Origin of the sequence: Chitinimonas arctica (assembly GCF_007431345.1) — a bacterium.
In the GTDB taxonomy this organism is placed as follows: Bacteria; Pseudomonadota; Gammaproteobacteria; order Burkholderiales; family Chitinimonadaceae; genus Chitinimonas; species Chitinimonas arctica.
In genome coordinates this window covers 84213-101374 of the sequence record NZ_CP041730.1, presented here as the reverse complement: position 1 = coordinate 101374, position 17162 = coordinate 84213, and the positions used below count along the sequence as shown (strand labels likewise).

20 protein-coding genes are annotated in these 17162 nt (G+C 57.3%); 18 read left to right on the top strand and 2 right to left on the bottom strand.

The window, feature by feature from the left end; genetic code table 11:
• Positions 1–928: 928 nt before the first annotated feature.
• Entirely contained in the window at positions 929–1639 is a 711-nt protein-coding gene (locus FNU76_RS00555; protein WP_179958287.1) for a LexA family transcriptional regulator, read from the bottom strand.
• Between the two features lie 379 nt (positions 1640–2018).
• On the opposite strand from FNU76_RS00555, the gene FNU76_RS00550 reads away from it, so the two are divergent.
• From FNU76_RS00550 to FNU76_RS00495, 12 genes are all read left to right on the top strand, one after another.
• Positions 2019–2234, top strand: coding sequence for a hypothetical protein (locus FNU76_RS00550; protein ID WP_143855880.1), 216 nt, complete (start codon positions 2019–2021; stop codon positions 2232–2234).
• Complete coding sequence (locus FNU76_RS00545; RefSeq protein WP_143855879.1) at positions 2231–3061, top strand: replication protein; 831 nt, start codon at positions 2231–2233, stop codon at positions 3059–3061. The genes FNU76_RS00550 and FNU76_RS00545 overlap by 4 nt, the downstream gene beginning before the upstream one ends.
• 5 nt (positions 3062–3066) lie before the next feature.
• Complete coding sequence (dnaB, locus tag FNU76_RS00540) at positions 3067–4452, top strand: replicative DNA helicase (RefSeq protein ID WP_179958286.1); 1386 nt, start codon at positions 3067–3069, stop codon at positions 4450–4452.
• The gene (locus FNU76_RS00535) at positions 4449–4880 is read left to right on the top strand and encodes a recombination protein NinB (RefSeq protein WP_223879173.1); all 432 of its coding nucleotides are present in this window, start codon (positions 4449–4451) and stop codon (positions 4878–4880) included. Before dnaB ends, FNU76_RS00535 begins: the two co-directional genes overlap by 4 nt.
• On the top strand, positions 4877–5185 hold the full coding sequence (locus tag FNU76_RS00530; RefSeq protein WP_143855877.1) for a nuclease domain-containing protein: 309 nt from the start codon (positions 4877–4879) through the stop codon (positions 5183–5185). Before FNU76_RS00535 ends, FNU76_RS00530 begins: the two co-directional genes overlap by 4 nt.
• A 235-nt stretch (positions 5186–5420) precedes the next feature.
• On the top strand, positions 5421–5861 hold the full coding sequence (locus tag FNU76_RS00525) for a RusA family crossover junction endodeoxyribonuclease (protein ID WP_143855876.1): 441 nt from the start codon (positions 5421–5423) through the stop codon (positions 5859–5861).
• Entirely contained in the window at positions 5858–6073 is a 216-nt protein-coding gene (locus tag FNU76_RS00520) for a hypothetical protein (RefSeq protein ID WP_143855875.1), read from the top strand. Before FNU76_RS00525 ends, FNU76_RS00520 begins: the two co-directional genes overlap by 4 nt.
• Entirely contained in the window at positions 6073–6681 is a 609-nt protein-coding gene (locus tag FNU76_RS00515; RefSeq protein ID WP_143855874.1) for a hypothetical protein, read from the top strand. The genes FNU76_RS00520 and FNU76_RS00515 overlap by 1 nt, the downstream gene beginning before the upstream one ends.
• A 259-nt stretch (positions 6682–6940) precedes the next feature.
• Entirely contained in the window at positions 6941–8488 is a 1548-nt protein-coding gene (locus FNU76_RS00510; protein ID WP_143855873.1) for an SIR2 family protein, read from the top strand.
• A 257-nt stretch (positions 8489–8745) separates the two neighbouring features.
• Positions 8746–8922, top strand: a complete 177-nt coding sequence (locus FNU76_RS00505) for a Com family DNA-binding transcriptional regulator (protein ID WP_143855872.1) — start codon at positions 8746–8748, stop codon at positions 8920–8922.
• A complete protein-coding gene (locus FNU76_RS00500; protein ID WP_143855871.1) occupies positions 8903–9526 on the top strand; it encodes a DNA-methyltransferase in 624 nt (207 codons plus the stop codon). The genes FNU76_RS00505 and FNU76_RS00500 overlap by 20 nt, the downstream gene beginning before the upstream one ends.
• Positions 9527–9550: 24 nt before the next feature.
• The gene (locus tag FNU76_RS00495; protein WP_143855870.1) at positions 9551–10039 is read left to right on the top strand and encodes a DNA methyltransferase; all 489 of its coding nucleotides are present in this window, start codon (positions 9551–9553) and stop codon (positions 10037–10039) included.
• An 83-nt stretch (positions 10040–10122) separates the two neighbouring features.
• Here the strand turns inward: FNU76_RS00495 and FNU76_RS00490 are convergent, their stop codons facing one another.
• Positions 10123–11034 (bottom strand): hypothetical protein, encoded by a 912-nt coding sequence (locus FNU76_RS00490; RefSeq protein ID WP_143855869.1) that lies wholly within the window; start codon positions 11032–11034, stop codon positions 10123–10125.
• Between the two features lie 624 nt (positions 11035–11658).
• On the opposite strand from FNU76_RS00490, the gene FNU76_RS00485 reads away from it, so the two are divergent.
• Genes FNU76_RS00485 through FNU76_RS00460 form a run of 6 tightly spaced genes read left to right on the top strand, consistent with a single transcriptional unit; the run spans position 11659 to position 17132 of the window.
• Positions 11659–12153, top strand: coding sequence for a hypothetical protein (locus tag FNU76_RS00485; RefSeq protein ID WP_143855868.1), 495 nt, complete (start codon positions 11659–11661; stop codon positions 12151–12153).
• Positions 12068–13978, top strand: a complete 1911-nt coding sequence (locus FNU76_RS00480; protein ID WP_143855867.1) for a phage terminase large subunit family protein — start codon at positions 12068–12070, stop codon at positions 13976–13978. Before FNU76_RS00485 ends, FNU76_RS00480 begins: the two co-directional genes overlap by 86 nt.
• Positions 13979–13988: 10 nt before the next feature.
• Positions 13989–14201, top strand: a complete 213-nt coding sequence (locus FNU76_RS00475; RefSeq protein ID WP_143855866.1) for a phage head-tail joining protein — start codon at positions 13989–13991, stop codon at positions 14199–14201.
• Entirely contained in the window at positions 14198–15670 is a 1473-nt protein-coding gene (locus FNU76_RS00470; protein WP_143855865.1) for a phage portal protein, read from the top strand. Before FNU76_RS00475 ends, FNU76_RS00470 begins: the two co-directional genes overlap by 4 nt.
• Positions 15667–16788 carry a head maturation protease, ClpP-related gene (locus FNU76_RS00465; RefSeq protein WP_143855864.1) on the top strand — a complete coding sequence of 374 codons (1122 nt, stop codon included), beginning with the start codon at positions 15667–15669 and terminating at the stop codon, positions 16786–16788. Before FNU76_RS00470 ends, FNU76_RS00465 begins: the two co-directional genes overlap by 4 nt.
• A complete protein-coding gene (locus tag FNU76_RS00460; RefSeq protein ID WP_143855863.1) occupies positions 16785–17132 on the top strand; it encodes a head decoration protein in 348 nt (115 codons plus the stop codon). The genes FNU76_RS00465 and FNU76_RS00460 overlap by 4 nt, the downstream gene beginning before the upstream one ends.
• The last annotated feature ends 30 nt before the right edge of the window (positions 17133–17162 follow it).

Sequence of the window (17162 nt, the reverse complement as noted above, 5' to 3'; positions counted from 1 at the left end):
GGTACCACGGTGAACAGTGCTGACCGACTGCTTTAGGTCAAAGGCTGCCGGTCAAGCCGAGCTGGACGGTGTCCGCTTCCGACCGGTCGGCGGCCTCCATCGCTCCGGTCAAGTACTGTCGGCACGGCGGTCAACAATCACCTGCGCCTGCACTCAAGGCCGGGAACTGGCCAGCATTTACTGCCACACAAGGCTTCCGACCGGACCTGGCAGCCCAGTTCCTGGGCTTGAAGGCACCCGACTTTCCGGGTGGTCAGCAGCTTAAGCACATTCGCGGCTGCATCGCGTTACTCCCGCCTGGTGAGGCGCCCCATGTGCCATGGTGGAGGGACTTCCATCAAACAAGACAGCCAACCAGTCCACAAGGGGCTGATTGACTCGCTTGTGCGCTTATCGTGTGAAGCGCGGCACCCTCAGCCTTTCGGTGGCTGGGCAACGCGTCCGGTGATCTCGCGCCACCGGCTGGCGCTTTCCACATCTCTGCTACCTCTTCTGCGCTAAGGGCGTGATACCCATCTGCTAGCCGGCCCGCTCGGGCGCTTCCGGCTGTGCATCGCATCGGTTTAGGACCGTGGCGTTGTTTCCTGCTGAGTTGTGTAAAGAGCTGTACGGTTTATGTGCCGTGGTGTGAACAAGACTGTACGTTAATGAGAACTACGCAGTCAATAAAAATGTACGCCAGAGAGTTAGAAATTGTGAACTTCTGGGAGGGGGGAGATGTCGCGGGAAGGCTGCGGCGAGGACTGCGGCGAGGACTGCGGCGAGGACTGCGGGAGGGATGCGGGAGGGATGCGGGAGGGATGCGGGAGGACTGGGAGAAGACTGCTACGACGGGGTAAATATGCGAGGCCATTTACAGATGGCCCCCGGAGAATTCGTCAAAGAGCCTGTCGTGTCCCGGATGTTGGACACTGCCCGTCAAGCTCAATTACATGTCGTTTTGTACCTGTACGGCTCTACCTATGACCGATAGCGCGTCTGCATTCTCTCGCTTTATCACCCAATCCGGATGTCGGACTTTATCTGGATTGTCGGAACTGGCTCGAATCGCCCCATCCGGCTCGACGAATAGCCGTTTGAAGTAGAACGCGCCTTGGTAATCGACGGCGTAGACATAGCCGCTTCGTGGTTTGACATCATCAGTATTGACGGTGACCGTGGCCCCGTCTTTTACCTCGGGGGACATGCTGTCGCCGTCCGCAAGGATAGTGGCTAGTTTGCTCGGCTCGAAACCCTTCCGACTGCACCAACTACGACTATATCGGAGTGTTTCGCTTGTATCTATTTCCCATTGGAGCCGGCTCGTACCGGCGTGTAACGTCAAGGTCAATCTCCCTACTTCTACTTCATCATCATCTAATGGGTCACCTTCGTCGTACACACGGGTGGGACGTAGCTCAGTGACGATGTTCCCTGGGCCCGGAGGTGATATGCGCTCTTCTCCAGATGCCAGCCACAGCGGATCTACCCCCAAGTACGCCGCTGCGCGAGCGCCATACATTGCAGACAGGTTTTTGGATCGGCCACTGAACCATTGGTTTACCGTCGACCGAGGCACGCCGAGATGGCGTGCGAGGTCGGCCTGAGTAACGCCAGCTTGTTCAATGGCGTAGAGCAATCGTTCGGAGAGAGTACGCATATTCGTATTATTACGCATCTTTCGTACAAAGTGGTACGAAGATTGGTGTTGTGAATATGTACACAAATATGTACTATATGTTCACAACACAAAGGTGATAGTCATGAAACGATCATTTGTCATTTCACAATTTGGGACGCAAACCGCCGTAGCACGGGCTCTTGATACGGTGAAATCAACTGTGAACAGCTGGCCGGAAGCCCTTCCGGACGCAGCCATCGGCCGAATCGCTCGCCTCCGCCCAGATGTCCTAAGAGCGTGGTGGAAAGTACAGCAAGAGTCGATCCCCGCTGAATGAGCAGGGGCAAAGTGAAAAGCCCCGCAGGCGTTGGCGCGCCGGGTGCGGGGCTTGGTGTTCAGGCAAAGAACGAAGGGAATTATGAAACAACTGAAGAAATTGCACCAGCGCATTGCCGACTGGCTGCGTGAACGTCGTATCCAGCGCTTCCAGGCTTTGATGGCAGCCGCCTACACCGCTGGCGATATCGTGGCCGCTCGCCGCGTACAAAGCTGCTTCCTGGGCGAAATCCGGGCGCGCTCGCCTGAACAGCGTCAGCGCATGGCTGCGTTTTGGGCCGAAAGGATCGCACGATGAGCAGCGTCGTTCGTCTGGTCGATTACCGCGCTTCCCAGGCCGTTGTGCCGGTGCAGGAGACTCGCATTCAGCATAGCTTTGTCGCCATCCCGACTGCGGTCGAGGATGCCCTGTTGCGCTCGCCTTTGAGCAAGCAGCAGGAGCGGGTATTCCGCGCCATCCTGCGCAAGACCGTGGGCTACAACAAGGCTTCGGATTTCATCGCCACCACCCAGTTGGCCGAGATGGTCGCCATGGACGAAGGCGACGTTCGGCGTGCTCTGATGACCCTGGAATCCATGGGTTTGATCGTGCGCGGCCAACGTCGTGCGATTGGTACCGAAATCGCGCCAAACCTTGATATATCGGGCTGGAATCTCGTTCGTGGGGAATCGCCACGTTCTATCCAGAAATCCCCACGTTCGTGTGAAATTCCCACGTCTATTCGTGGTGAATTCCCCCCCACAATAGACAACTCCAAAAGACAAGAAGAACCCCCTGTAGTCCCCCAGGCCAAAAAAGCGCCACGGCAAAAGCGGACCGAGCAGACGATGCGTGCCTGGCTGGAAGCGACCAAGGCTGCCGGTGAGATGCCGATCCCTGAGGGCGACCCGGTGTTCGACTACGCCAGCAAAGCGCAGATCCCGGTGGACTACCTGCGACTGTGCTGGTGCGAGTTCCGTGACCGCCACATGGATGGCGTGAAGACCTACAAGGACTGGCGAGCCGCCTTCCGGCTGTGTGTGCGTTCCGACTGGTACCGACTGTGGGCGGAAAACCAGCTAGGCGAGAAGTACCTGACAACCGCCGGCAAGCAAGCGGCTGCGGTGCATGGGGTGGGCGAATGAGCGACATGACCTTTCCCCCACTGCCGGTGCTGTACAGCGAGCACAGCGAACAGGCCTTGATTGCTGGTCTGCTGATCGACAGCTACGCCCTGGACCGCATTGCCGACCAGCTGTTGCCACGCCATTTCTTCCTGCCGGAATGTGCCTTGGTCTACTCGGTCATGCTGGGCCTGTTCCACGACAACCGCCCCATCGATGTGGTGACCGTAGCGGAAGTGTTGGAGCGGCGCGGCGAGCTGGATGAGCTGGGCGGCCTGGCCTGGTTTTCCTCGCTGGTGCGCAACTCGGTGGGCTCGGCCAACGTGAAGCGCTACGCCGAGATCATCGTCGAGAAGGCCATGATGCGCGGTGGCATCTCGGCCGCGTCCTCGCTGGTTGAGCGGCTGGAAGCGGGCGACTGGGAGCATTCGCCGACCGAAGTGCTGCAAAGCGTGGCGGCACAGATCGAATCGCTGGCGGATACCGACGCTAGCGATGCCGACACCCTGACCGCCCCTCAGATCGCCCACAGTGCCGTAATGGAAATCCAGGCAATTCTGGAGGCCGGCGACAAACCCCGTGGCGTGCAGACCGGTTTGAACGAACTGGACGACGTGCTCGGTGGTGGCTTCCGTGCTGGCGATCTGGTGATCCTGGCGGGTCGGCCGGGCATGGGTAAGACCGTACTGGCGATGAATATTGCGGAGCGCCTGGCCGAACGTGCCCCGGTTGTGGTCTTCAGCATGGAGATGGGCCGCGAACAACTAGGCATGCGTCAGATCGCCAGCCTCGGCAGCGTGAACCTGGGAGGTTTGATGCGTGCCGACCTGACCGAGGATGAGCAGCACTGCATGGTCGCCGCCCTGGGCAAGATCGACACGCTGAAGCTGGAGGTCGATTTCCGGCCGGCGTTGACGGTCGCCCAGGTGCGCGCCAAGTGCCGCAAGTTGCGTCGCAAGAACGGCGGCCTAGGGCTGATCGTGGTGGACTACCTGCAATTGATGCAGCACCCCAACGCGGAAAACCGCGTCAACGAAATCACCAAGATCAGCGGTGGCCTCAAGGCCCTGGCCAAGGAGATGCAATGCCCGGTGATCGCGCTATCCCAGCTGTCGCGCAAGGTGGAAGAGCGCATGGACAAGCATCCGCAGATGGCCGATCTGCGCGAGTCCGGTTCCATCGAGCAGGACGCCGACACAATCCTGTTCGCCTATCGCGATGAGTACTACCAGCCGGACTCGCCCTACAAGGGAGTGGCGGAAATCGGTATCGCGAAGCAGCGCATGGGCGAGTCGGGCAAGTGGGTGCGGGCGGTGTTCGAAGGTCATTACAGCCGCTTCCGCAATCTGGCGCCGGGCTGGAGCGCACCGGCGCAACCCAAGCCAGCCGCACGTAAGGGGGGCTTCGCATGAGCGATCGCATGGCATACCGCGTACCGACAGAAGCTGCCCTGCGCCCGATCATGCTGCGGGTGTGGCAACAGGTGAAGGGACTGGTCGATGCTGGCGTGGTGGCCCGCCTGCGGGTAGAGGCCGGTGACGCCCGCAGCAGCGAGCAAAACGAAAAGATGTGGGCGATGTTGGCCGATATTGCTCGCCAAGTTGAGTGGTACGGCCAGTGGCTGACTGCCGAGGAGTGGAAGCACGTCTTTTCGGCGGCCCTGGAAAAACAACGCGTCGTGCCGGCCCTGGAGGGCGGCGGCTTTGTCGTCCTGGGCGTCTCCACGCGGAGGCAGTCGAAGCGCTGGTTCAGCGATATGTTCGAGTTGATGTACGCCTTCGGGTCGGAACGCAATGTGCGTTGGTCCGCGCCGGCCTGGATGGAGGAATCCGAGCGATGAGCATCCACAGCAAGAAGCTGCGCGGCAGTGCCCAAGGCGAAGACTGCACCTTCCAGATTGCAGGTGTCTGCCAGGGGCGGACCGACACCGTGGTGTTGTGCCATCTGCCGGATGAAAGCCATGGCATGGGGCTGAAGGCGGACGACATCAGCGCCGCGTTCGGGTGCTGGGAATGCCATGACGCAATCGACGGCCGGGTACGGCATGCCTTCGCACCTGGCGAGAAGGACTGGTATCTGCGCCGTGCGCAAAGCCGCACCCTTCGCCGTTGGGTGGCGCTCGGTCTGGTCAAGGTGGCCGGATGAGCCCGGACTGCCGACGCTGCGCCGAGCTATCGGTCTTCGCCAACTGCGGCGCCATCCTGCGTGGCCGGGTGCGCAAAGCGGATGGCACGCCATACAGGCCTGGCACCCTCACTGGCCCGCCCAACCCGACTGCCTGGGCAGCCCGGTGCGGCGCCTTCACTGAAACTGGCTATGCGGTCAGCCTCCCGAAAATGGGACCGCAATGGGCATGAACCCGATAACTACAGAAAGCAATATGGAACTAAAGACACTGAGTTTTACCGTGCCCGGCGAGCCGCAAGGCAAGGGCCGCGGTCGTATCGTGCGCTGGGGCAAAAAGGCCGGCATCAAGACGCCGGAGAAGACCGTCGCTTACGAGGGCTTGGTCGCGCATAGCGCCGCACAAGCAATGGAAGGTGCTGCGCCTCTTGAGGGTGCCGTCGCCGTGACTATGCGCATCACCGTCTCGGTACCGCGTTCCTGGTCCAAGCGCCGCCGCGAGCATGCCCTCGCTGGTCGCGTGCTGCCGACCACCAAGCCCGATATCGACAATGTCGAGAAGGCGATCTTTGACGGCTTGAACGGTGTGGCCTGGCGCGATGACATGCAAGTGGTCGACGTGTGCAAACAGAAGCGCTATGGCGAACTGCCCGGTGTGGCCGTCTCCATCCAGGCGCTGGAAGTGGAGGCAGCATGATGACTCCACACAAGGCTGTCCGTAGCAGCCTGGCTAACCATGCCGCGACTGGTCCGGCCGGCGATGCCGAGCTGAAGCAACTGCGCGCTGCTGCCTGGCACAAGCAAGGCGTGCTGGTGGTGCGATTGGATGACGTCCGCGACGACTGGGATCGCCTGCACCTGAGCAATATCGCTACTGAACTGTATGGACAACGTAAGGGGGGCCGCTAATGGCAATTTTTAAGAGCGTGCCGCAAGCACTCCATTTCGCCTACACCATCCAGGCCTACGAGATCGGGGCCGAAAGCGCCATGACCAAGGCACTGCGACGCATCATGATGGATCTGGGTATCTGGGAAGAACCCGGTGCGACGAATACCTCGGTGGACTTCAGTGGCCTGGACCGCATTGAAGTCCGCGCCCAATGCGCCATGATTCGCCAGATGGTCGACGATCATCTGCCCTGGGCAGAGCGTTGCGCCATCGTGGCCCGCTATGAGCCCGCCGAACGCGTCGAGGAAAACGGCAAACGCCGCTTCCTATTCTCGCCGGTTCGCTACGAGGCAATCCGGGCGCTATCGGAGTACCTGGCACCGGTGTTCGGCCGCTACAACCGCGACACGATAGACCTGATCGTCGCGCGAGTGTCGGATCGTCGGGTAGTGGAAGGCAGCTATCGCGAGGTGGCCGCCAAGCTGGGGATGGCGCATACAACCTTTGCGGATATCTACAAGCGGGTACGTGGGCGAGTAGTGGAATTGGAGAACAAAGCGATGGAGCAGTTGCTCGAACGATTTACGCCGGAAATAGTTGAAGACACAATCGAGTGCTCAGCCTAACAGTACAGGCGGGGAAAAATACCCTGCCGTGCTGTCGAAAAAGGGCATAAACGCTGTTGTGGAGATGGCAGGATGGGAGATCAGGGCGCAGGGCATCTCCTATCCTTTCCAGAGTAAGGTGGATTTTGTATGCAGCTGAAAAGTGAATAAAAATTCAAAGGGATGTGCGTACTTGATTGTTTCTAATCGGCTGCTATGCTTATGTCGCGCCCAGGTAAGAGACCTACTAATTAATTTTATGGACACTGAGGGATGACCAATGGTTGAGGCAAGGCTTACAGAGATTTTAAAAACGCGGGCAGCAGGCCCGTTCTTATTTGTAGGGTCGGGTTTTTCCAGGCGCTATCTTGGTCTGGAAGATTGGAAAGACCTTCTTTCAAGATTCTGCGTGACAGGAAAACCAATCGAATACTATTTGGCTAGTGCTGATGGAAGCCTGCCGAAAGCAGCAAAAATACTTACCAAAGAATTCAATGACTATTGGTGGAGTGCAAATGAATACAAAAAAAGTGTCGAGCAGTACAAAGGGGGAATATCGCACTCGACTTCAGCCTTACGTATTGAAATATGTAATTATTTAATGCCACTTAGTGATCTTGATGTAAATAAATCCAGTTGGATTGAAGAGATAGAGTTGCTTTCCGGTTTGAATGTGGATGGTGTAATAACCACGAATTGGGATGTATTTCTGGAGCAACTTTTCCCAGATTACAGGGTGTATGTTGGTCAAAATGAGCTTTTATTTTCAACCCCACAGGAAATTGGGGAGATTTATAAAATACATGGGTGCGCCACCAAGCCTGAGTCATTAGTTCTAACGTCGGATGACTACCTGGAGTTTAACAAGAAAAACCCATATCTAGCTGCTAAACTAATTACGGTGTTCGTGGAGCATCCGGTGGTCTTTATTGGATACTCAATTTCCGATGAGAATGTATCGGATTTATTACGAGCAATCTCCCTTTGCGTTGGGAAGGATAATCTGGAGAAATTGCGGAAGAATTTAATATTTGTCCAGAGAGTTAAAGAAGGTGCGGAAAGCGGAATTTCTGACACCTATATTACAATTGATGGCGTCCAGATTCCATTGATTTTGGTGGCGACCAATGATTTCTCGGAAGTATACAGGGCATTAAATGCCGTAAAACGTAAAATTCCCGCCAGAATACTTCGTTATTGTAAAGAGCAACTCTATGAACTTGTAAAGTCACTTGAGCCTGAGAAAAAATTAAGCGTCGTGGATCTGGATGAAATAGAGCAAAAAGAAGATGTTGAGTTTCTGGTGGGGGTTGGCGTAACTTCGTATACCATGCCGGATATTGGAAAAGTTGGTTACGAAGTAATTGAAACGAAAGATTTGATAGACGACTTGCTGCATGAAAACAAAAAATATGATGCAGAAATGATAATTGCCAATGTAATTAAAAGCGCAGGGAAACACACGAAAAATATTCCCGTCTTTAAGTATTTGCGTGAAATTGGCATTTGCGATGCAAGTCAATATCAACAAAAACAGCTTGGACTTGATAAATGGGTAAATCGCGAACTGGACGACTTTAAAATAAAATCGTGTAAGCGTGCATTTTTGAAAAGAGGTAACCAGGCTATGGCTGAAATCATATCTAGCTGTACTGCAGCCCAAGCCGCTTGCTTTATTCCTTTTCTCTCAAAAGTAGATATAGATTTAGATGAGCTTAAAAAATTTCTTTTGGACAACGAAGAGAAGCTGGATCACGCAACATCACCTTATGCTAGTAACTTCAGAAAGCTTGCAGCTCTTTATGATCGTTTACGATGGGGGTGGTGATGTTAAATGGTACTTTCCAATTCCGTACAAAACGCGTATAGTTTTGCTACTTTCCGAAGGAAGGTGCGCCTAGGCCCGCTCAGTTCACGCTGCGCGGGCTTTTTCGTTTCCGTCCTCAGGGTATGAGAAGAGGCGAGCGGCGCCGTGCTGTAACACGATGCCGACCACTTCAAAGCGCAACCCTACTGCGGTCTTAGCCAAGGCCTCTCCCCCTCGCGAAGGGTGGCGAGCCTAGCACGACAAAAATAGGACGCGCAATGCAAGAAAACCGATGTGGTCAGTGCAACCGTAAGCTGGCCGAAGGCAGCTATATCCGCTTGAACATCAAGTGCCCCCGCTGCAATACCCTCAATCACTTGAGTGCCCCGAGCACCGTGCAGGAACGCCAGACGAGCGTCGAAGAGACGCAAGCCCATGGAAGGACTGCATACTAACCAGCAAGGCAATGCGAATACTGGCGATATAGCCCAATGGCTGGCGGATCAAGGCGAATCCGCAAGGCTATCTCTCTATCAGGGTGACTGCTTGGCCGTGATGGCCGCCATGCCCGACAACAGCGTCGATGCCATCATCACCGATCCACCCTACTACAAGGTCAAGTCCGACAGCTGGGACCGACAATGGAAAACCGCCGACGACTTTGCCGTGTGGATGGGCCAAGTATTAGACCAGTTCGCCCGCCTGCTTAAGCCGAATGGCTCGCTCTACCTGTTTGCCTCACCGCAAATGGCTGCACGCGTGGAGTTGCTGATCGCCCAGCGCCTTCGAGTACTCAACCATATTGTCTGGGCCAAACCGACCGGCATCTTTTTGCGTCAATGTCGCGCAACACAACGCGCATTTATGCCGCAGACCGAGCATATTATCTTTGCCGAAAATTATGCTGCTGAGCAGATCACACGCAGCCCCGATGGCTACTCGGCAAAATGCAATCAGCTGCGCAGCACCATTTTCGAGCCGCTACGTGCCTATCTGGACGGTGAACGCCAAAAGGCTAGCTGGTCGCCCGCCGCTATTGATGCCGAATGGCGGCAATAGCGAGGGAATACAGCAAAGGGCGGCATGAGTTCACATTGGTTCGGTCGTTCCCAATGGGCGCTACCGACCCAAGCGGCCTATCTGTGGCTGCGGGAACTATTCAACCGACAACATACAGGTGTGCTGGACCGTACCTACTCCAGTTTGACCAAGGAATACGCCTACCTGAAAGCCGACTATCAATTTCTGCGGAAGGAGTATGAAACCCTTAAGCAGGAGTACGAGACGCTGCGCCGTAGCTTTCGCATCACACCAGACGTGCCGAACACCGATGTGTGGCAATTTCCGCCTGCGAAACCGCGTAAGGGCAAGCACCCATGCGAGAAGCCGCTCGATTTGATGCGGCATATCATGACCACTTCGACCCGGCCGGGCCATGTGGTACTGGATGCGTTTATGGGCTCGGGCTCAACCGGTGTCGCTGCGCAGGAGGCAGGATGCAGTTTTATCGGGATAGAGCAGGACAGAGATATCTTCCGTATGGCACAAGAACTTTTGGCGTCGGTTCCCTAGTTCGCATGTCATATTGTGGATAGTGAACCATCCATCGACGTTGGGCTGGACCTATCCGGTGATCCGAGCTTAACAACGATGGCCTAGGGAGCAGGTTTTCCAAGGAGGGATGTTGCAAATATCTGATAGACTGAGTCCACGAAGGCGAGAGTAAAGCGAAATGTATAGCCTAAGATTGGCCAGCTGGATGAAAAACTATGGATATATTTTTTTTGCCAATGCCGGTTTGTCATTCCCCCCTTTATCATTGCATCAATCTCCGACTCAACATAATTATACAGAGAGCCATCTCTGTCCGAAATCAAGGTTGGTACATTCCCGCGTCCTCTTGCATGTTTATAAAGGGTTAGCACTGCAATTCGATCAAATCTATAAAAACTTGTGACAGGGTTTTCATCATGTATCCATATGCTAAAATCTAATGTTGAGTTATTTACTGCGGCGAAGAGTGATTTGTATTCACTTATTGCACTTTTTATTCTTTCCGACATTTGCTGTTCACTAGGCGCATCGAACCTGCGGGTAAGATCTTTCATTATTTCGGCATTGTCTGGGTTGGGAATAATTAGACGTATGCGACAGCCTTTCTTCTTAGCCAGAAATTTCAGATCCTCTTCGTGTGTTGCTCGCCATGTGTTGGCGTAGCAAACAAAGATATCCAGTCGCTCCGCACTTTTAATTAGTTTAGAGAAATCTGGACCTTTTACCGGATTGGTCGAAATTCCAATGAGGCCAGAAAGTTTTATCTCATCTGCCAGCCCAGTTTTTTCTAGTATTTCGTTGAGAAATGATCTTTTGGAGAAAAGCTCCCACATTAGCGCTATAGATAAGGTAGCCACAAGAAGCCCTCCGAGATTTGATACGACGGGCTTAATCCAAGTGTAGTCAGCGGGGAATATTATAACTTCGCTAATTACGAGAAGCAATATTCCAAGCAGTAGCATGACCACAGACGAGATTATGGTTTTTAAATTGGTTATTATGTGGTTTTTCAAAATGCCTCCTGCTTGATAATACTGTAGCTGTGCCGAATTAAGGCTTGTGTAAAGCAAGTATTCCGCGTGGTCGATGCTGAATTTTAAACCTAAAGTACTCTAATGGGTTTTGAGCTATCCTGGTTTTATAGCTCATAATTGGCTATTTTACAGTGCGGAGAAGATTTCCGATCTGTCGGATGTAACTGCTTTGGTTGACGAACTGTCACTCTACATAGACGCTAAGGATGATTGCGGAGGAGAGATTGCGATCATCCCAACAGCAGGTGACGGAAGCCCAACAGAGATGTCTAGTCCGCATAAGCACGAAGAACATGCGCTTTATTGCAGATGCGTCGGGGTCCCTCGCAATCTCTCCCCAGTGCGGGTCGGCATACCCGCGCGATCCAGCTAGTTACCAAGTTTTTCGTCGGTTTCGTTTCCTATCGGCCTAGTTGTGCAGACCCTCTCCCACGGCTCCGCACAAAGCCTTGTGGCATAAGGCTTTCAGCAGATTCCCCAGTTGCGCTAGCCGCTCCAGTGGCGTTCAGCCCAAACGAATTTACCCATCAAACCGTTTCGTTTTGAAGCGTTTGGAGTCCCATTCCCACAGTTTCCGTCGATACCCTCGCCAAGCTGCTGGATATGACCCCGCGTCGGGTCCAGCAGTTGGTCAAAGAGCACATCCTCCCCAAGCCCGCCGCGCGTGGGCAATACGAACTCGTCGCCTGTGTGACCGGCTACATCCGCCATGTGAACGGCCAGCTCAATGGTGATGTGGGCGACCTCAATAGCGAGAAGACCCGCTTAACCCGTGCCCAGGCCATCAAGGTCGAGCGCGAGAACGCCTTGGCTGATGGCGTACTGATTCGGGCTGCCGATGCAGTGCAAGCCTGGACGGAAATGATCTCCGCCGCCAAGTCCCAGCTACTCAATCTGCCAGGCCGGCTGGCACCATCCTTACTCAAAGCCCGAACCGCCAAGGAAGCCGAGCGAATCCTCACCGAAGCGGTAGACGAAGCCCTCGCCGAGCTAGCCGACTGGAAGCCCGCCGATGATCCCGAACCTGCAACAAGCCTTGCGCCTAGCCTCGAAGGTGTGGGCGCCGCCGAGGCGGATCACGGTCAGCCAGTGGGCTGACGAAGCGCTGTATCTCTCGCCCGAGGATAGCGCCGAGGCCGGCAAGTTTCGCACGGACCGCGCTCCTTATCAGCGCGGCATCATGGATGCCTTTCATGCGGAGGGCATCGAAGAAGTCGCCGTAATGGCTTCCTCCCAAGTCGGCAAGACGCTGATTTTCAAAGCCGTCATTGGCTGCTTTATCGCGGAAGACCCGTCGCCGATTCTGGTCGTGCAACCGACTGTCGAAATGGCCGAGGTATTTTCCAAGGACCGTTTGGCCCCAATGATCCGGGACACGCCGGCCCTGCGCGGCAAGGTGCTGGAAGCGAAGAGCCGCGACAGCGGCAATACCATCCTCAAGAAGAACTTCCCCGGCGGCCATATCACGCTGATCGGCGCCAATGCGCCGGCCGGCCTGGCAAGCCGCCCCATCCGCATCGTGCTGTTCGACGAAGTGGACCGCTACCCGGACTCGGCCGGTACCGAAGGCGACCCGGTCAACCTGGGCCGCAAGCGCACGATTACTTTCCGCTCCCGCAAAAAGATCGGGATGTTCAGTACGCCCGGCATCAAGGGCAGGAGCCGTATCGAGCGGGCCTGGCTGCGCTCGGACCAGCGCCGCTATCACGTGCCTTGCCCGCAATGCAGCCATATGCACACGCTTCGCTGGGCCAATGTGCTGTTCGACCCGGCCCAGCCAGAGCTAGCGTGCATGGTCTGCCCGCAAAACGGCTGCGTCATCACCGATGCTGACAAGCCGGCCATGCTGGCAAGCGGTCAGTGGATCGCCGGCAACCCGACCAGCCGTATTGCCGGCTTTCACCTGAACGAACTGTATTCGCCTTGGCGCTTGTTCGCCGAAGTCGTCACCGAATACCTCAGTGCCCAGGGCAATCCCGAGGAGCTGAAGACGTGGTGGAACACCTCGATGGGCGAACCCTACGAGGAAGCGGGCGAGCAAGCCGATGCCGATGGTCTGGCGAAGCGGCGTGAAAGCTATGATGCCCAGACCCTGCCAGCCGACGTGCTGGTGGTGACGGCTGGTGTCGATACCCACCCCGACCGCTTGGAAGTCGAACTGGTCGGCTGGGGCATCGGTGAAGAGTCCTGGGGCATTGAGCCCATCGTGTTGCATGGCCCCACCGTCGAGCCGGATGTCTGGCAACGCCTGGATGAATTGCTGGCGACCGTGCGTTGCCAAACCGAAGACGGTCGCACGCTGCGGGTCATGGCAACCTGTATCGACTCGGGTGGCCATTCGGTGCAGCAAGTGTACGAATTCTGTACCCCGCGCAGTGCCCGCAATATCTGGGCAATCAAGGGCCAGGGCGGTGCCCGACCGGTGTGGCCCAAGCGGCACAGCAAGTCGAAGAAGTATCGCGGCCATACCCTGCACATGATCGGGGTGGATACCGCCAAGGATGCTATCTATGCCCGCTTCAAGATCGCCGAGCAGGGCAAGGCAGGCTATTGCCACTTCTCCCTGGCTTACGACGAAGACTGGTTTACCCAGGCCACCGTCGAAAAGCGCCTCACCAAGACCGACAAGCGCGGTCAAGAGATTCGTATTTGGGAGAAGCCGGCCGGCGCACGCAATGAAGCACTGGACTGCCGGGCCTACGCCTATGCCGCGCTCCAGGGCTTGAAGATCGAACGGCGCCTGGTGTTGGCAAAGCGAACCATTGTGCCAGCCTATGAAGCACCGGAACCCGCCGCGCAACCCTCACCGCCACCCGCCCGACCAGCCGAAATCACCGCCCAAGCACCTCGCGCCCCACCACCGAGTGGGGCGAATCGTTTGCCGGTCCGACGCACGGTGCGGTCCGGCTATTTGAAACGTTGAAAGGAAATCCATGGCCTTTACCCAAGCCGATATCGACACGCTGGAGCGGGCCATTGCCAAGGGCGTGCGCGTGGTGCAGTTCGCTGACCGCAAGGTCGAATACGGCAGCTTCAAGGAACTGCAGGCCGCCCGCGATGCCATCAAGGCCGAGCTAACCAAGCAGGCACATCCTGGTCGTGCCAAGCAGGTGTTGTTCTATCACGCCGGCAAAGGGATCGAATGAAGCGCTACCCGCAATTGGCCCGCCAGGGCTTTCTGCTACCGGGCCGCCTGCAAGCCCTGGCCAGCTATGAAGCCGGCGGCGAAGGACGTCGGGCACGCAACTGGCAGCCCGGTGAAGCCGGCCCGACCAGTTCGGTGTTGGGCAACCTGGCTAGCCTTCGGAGCCGCTCACGTGCTGCCTACCGCAACGATCCCTACGCCTGCTCCAGCGTGGACCGCATTGTCAGCAACACCATCGGCACCGGCATTGCCCCCAAGCCCAAGCATGCCGACCCGACCATACGCGCACTACTGCAAGAATTGTGGGATGACTGGGTCGAGGAGTCCGACGCCGATGGTGCCACCGACTTCTACGGCCAGCAGGCGCTGGTCTGTCGCACGGTCGAGGTGGCTGGCGAGTGCTTTGTACGGCTACGACCGCGCAAGCTCAGCGATGGGCTGGCGGTACCGCTGCAGTTGCAGGTGCTGGAACCCGAGTTCGTGCCACATACCAAGCACGAGCTAACTGCAAACGGCAATGTGATCCGCGCCGGCATCGAGTTCAATGCCATCGGCCAGCGGGCAGCCTACTGGATGTACCGCGCCCACCCTGGCGAAGGCGCTACGCCCACCAGCGCTTACAACGATTTGGTCCGTATTCCCGCCGATCAAGTCCTGCATATCCGCGATGTACAGCGGGCCGGCCAGTTGCGCGGCGTGCCGGGGCTGGCCTCGGTGCTAGTGCGGCTCAAGCATCTGGATGAATTCGAGGATGCCGTGCTGTTCCGCCAGGAAGTCGCCAACCTGTTTGCCGGCTTTATTCGCAAACCGGCGCCCGACGATCCGCCGCTGGGTGCCGATGGCCTGCCGCTCGATCAGCCGGGCGACTTCGCCCCGATGGTGGGGCTGGAGCCGGGCACCATGCAGGAGCTGCTGCCGGGCGAGGAAGTGGAATTCAGCACCCCACCCGATGCCGGCAACAACTATGGCGACTACATCCGCCAGCAATTACAGGCGGTAGCCGCTGGTCGGGGCTTGCCCTATGAGTTGCTGACCGGCGATCTGCGTGGGGTCAGCGACCGGGTGATTCGTGTGGTGCTCAACGAGTTTCAGCGCCGCATTGAGCAGATCCAGTTCGGTCTCTACGTCCACCAGCTGTGCCGCCCGGTGCGGGCCGCCTGGCTCGATGCGGCGGTGCTGGCCGGTGCCGCACCGCTACCCAATTACCCGGCACAACGCCGTGCCTATCTGCGTACCCGCTGGGTACCGCAAGCCTGGAAGTACCTGCATCCGCTACAGGACGTGCAGACCCGCCAGGAAGAGGTCAAGGCCGGTTTCAAATCACGCGACGAGGTGGCCTTGAGCCTGGGCTACGACGCCGAAACCATTGATGCCGAGAACGCCGCAGCGCTCAAGCGGGCGCAAGGCCTGGGCCTGGTCTACAGCACCGACCCGGTGATTCAACCTAAAACGACGAAAGAAACTGCATGAGTCCAATTCTGGCGCGTGCCACGCGCATCTATGCCAAGGCCGGCACCGGTGAAAGTAGCCAGCCCTGGTACAACATGGCCAAGTCCGACACGACCGGCCAGCCTATCGAAGTGATGATCTACGACGATATCGGTGGCTGGGGTCTGCGTGCGGCGGATTTTATCCGCGACCTGAAGGCGCTGGACGACGGCAAGTCGGCGATTACCGTGGCCATCGATAGTGACGGCGGCGACGTGTTCGATGGCTTCGCCATTTCCAATGCCCTGGCTCGCCTGGGTGATCGCTGCACCGTGCGGATCGACGGCTTGGCCGCCAGTGCCGCCAGCGTGATCGCCTGTGGTGCGCATCGGGTGGTGATGGCCGAGAACACTATGATGATGATCCACAATCCGTGGACCTGGGCATCGGGTGACGCAGAGGAGTTGCGCAAGACCGCCGATGTCCTCGACAAGGTGACCGGTGGCTTGATGGCAACCTACCGGGCCAAGGCGCCCAAGATGGACGCGGCCACTCTGAAAACCATGCTGGACGCGGAAACCTGGCTGTCCCCCATCGAGGCGGTGGCCCTGGGCCTGGCCGATGAAATCAGCGGCACCGTACCGGTCAAGGCACGGGCGCTATCGCCCACGCTGGCCAAGTATCGCAATCGTCCGAAGGCACTGGTAGAGAAAGATCAGCCAGCCGCTCCGGTAAACGAACCAGCACCCAAGTCTCCGCAGGAATCTGTCCCATACATTGCCGCCCTGGCGGCCCGCCTGACCCAAGCCTGCATCAAGGCTGGGTTCCCCCAGCTTGCCGAGAAAGTGATCGTGTCCACTGCCCTCAAGGACGAGGCCACTGTCGCCGCTGAAGTCGGCCGCATCGAAGCCGTCGCGGCCCTGTGCCTGACCGCCAAGCTTCCGGAACTGGCCGGCGACTATCTGGCAGCCGGCCTGGGCGCCGAGGCGGTACGGGCGCGGCTGTTCGACAAGCTGGTCGCCGCCGACGTCGGCGAGATCGACAACCGCGAGCCCCCGCCCAGCGATGCACCCCAGGCCCGCTCGCCCAATTCCACTGAAATCTATGCTGCTCGCAAGGGCAAGCTCCAGGCTGACGCCAGCAAAGGAAAAGCGAAATGAGAAACATCAAAGTCGAAGGTAACCATACCGGTGAATACCTGCTGTCGGAAGGCGAAGGGCAGATTTCCAGGGAGGCGATTGTGGTGGCGGCTGGTCCGTTCCTGCCTGCTGGCCAGATGCTGGGCATCAAGACCGTCGGCGGGGAGTATGTGCCCTACAACAATGCGGCCAATGATGGCAGCGAAGTGGCGGTAGGCATTCTGTATGCGCCACTGCCTGAATCGACGGTAGCCCGTCGCGCCGTGGCGCATATCCGGCTGTGTGAGGTGTCTGCGGAGCGGCTCATTGGATTGGATGCGGCGGGTCGGGCCGATTTGAAGGTGCGCCATTTGATAGTCCGGTAGAACTTTTGCTATATCAGCTTGCCTTACTGT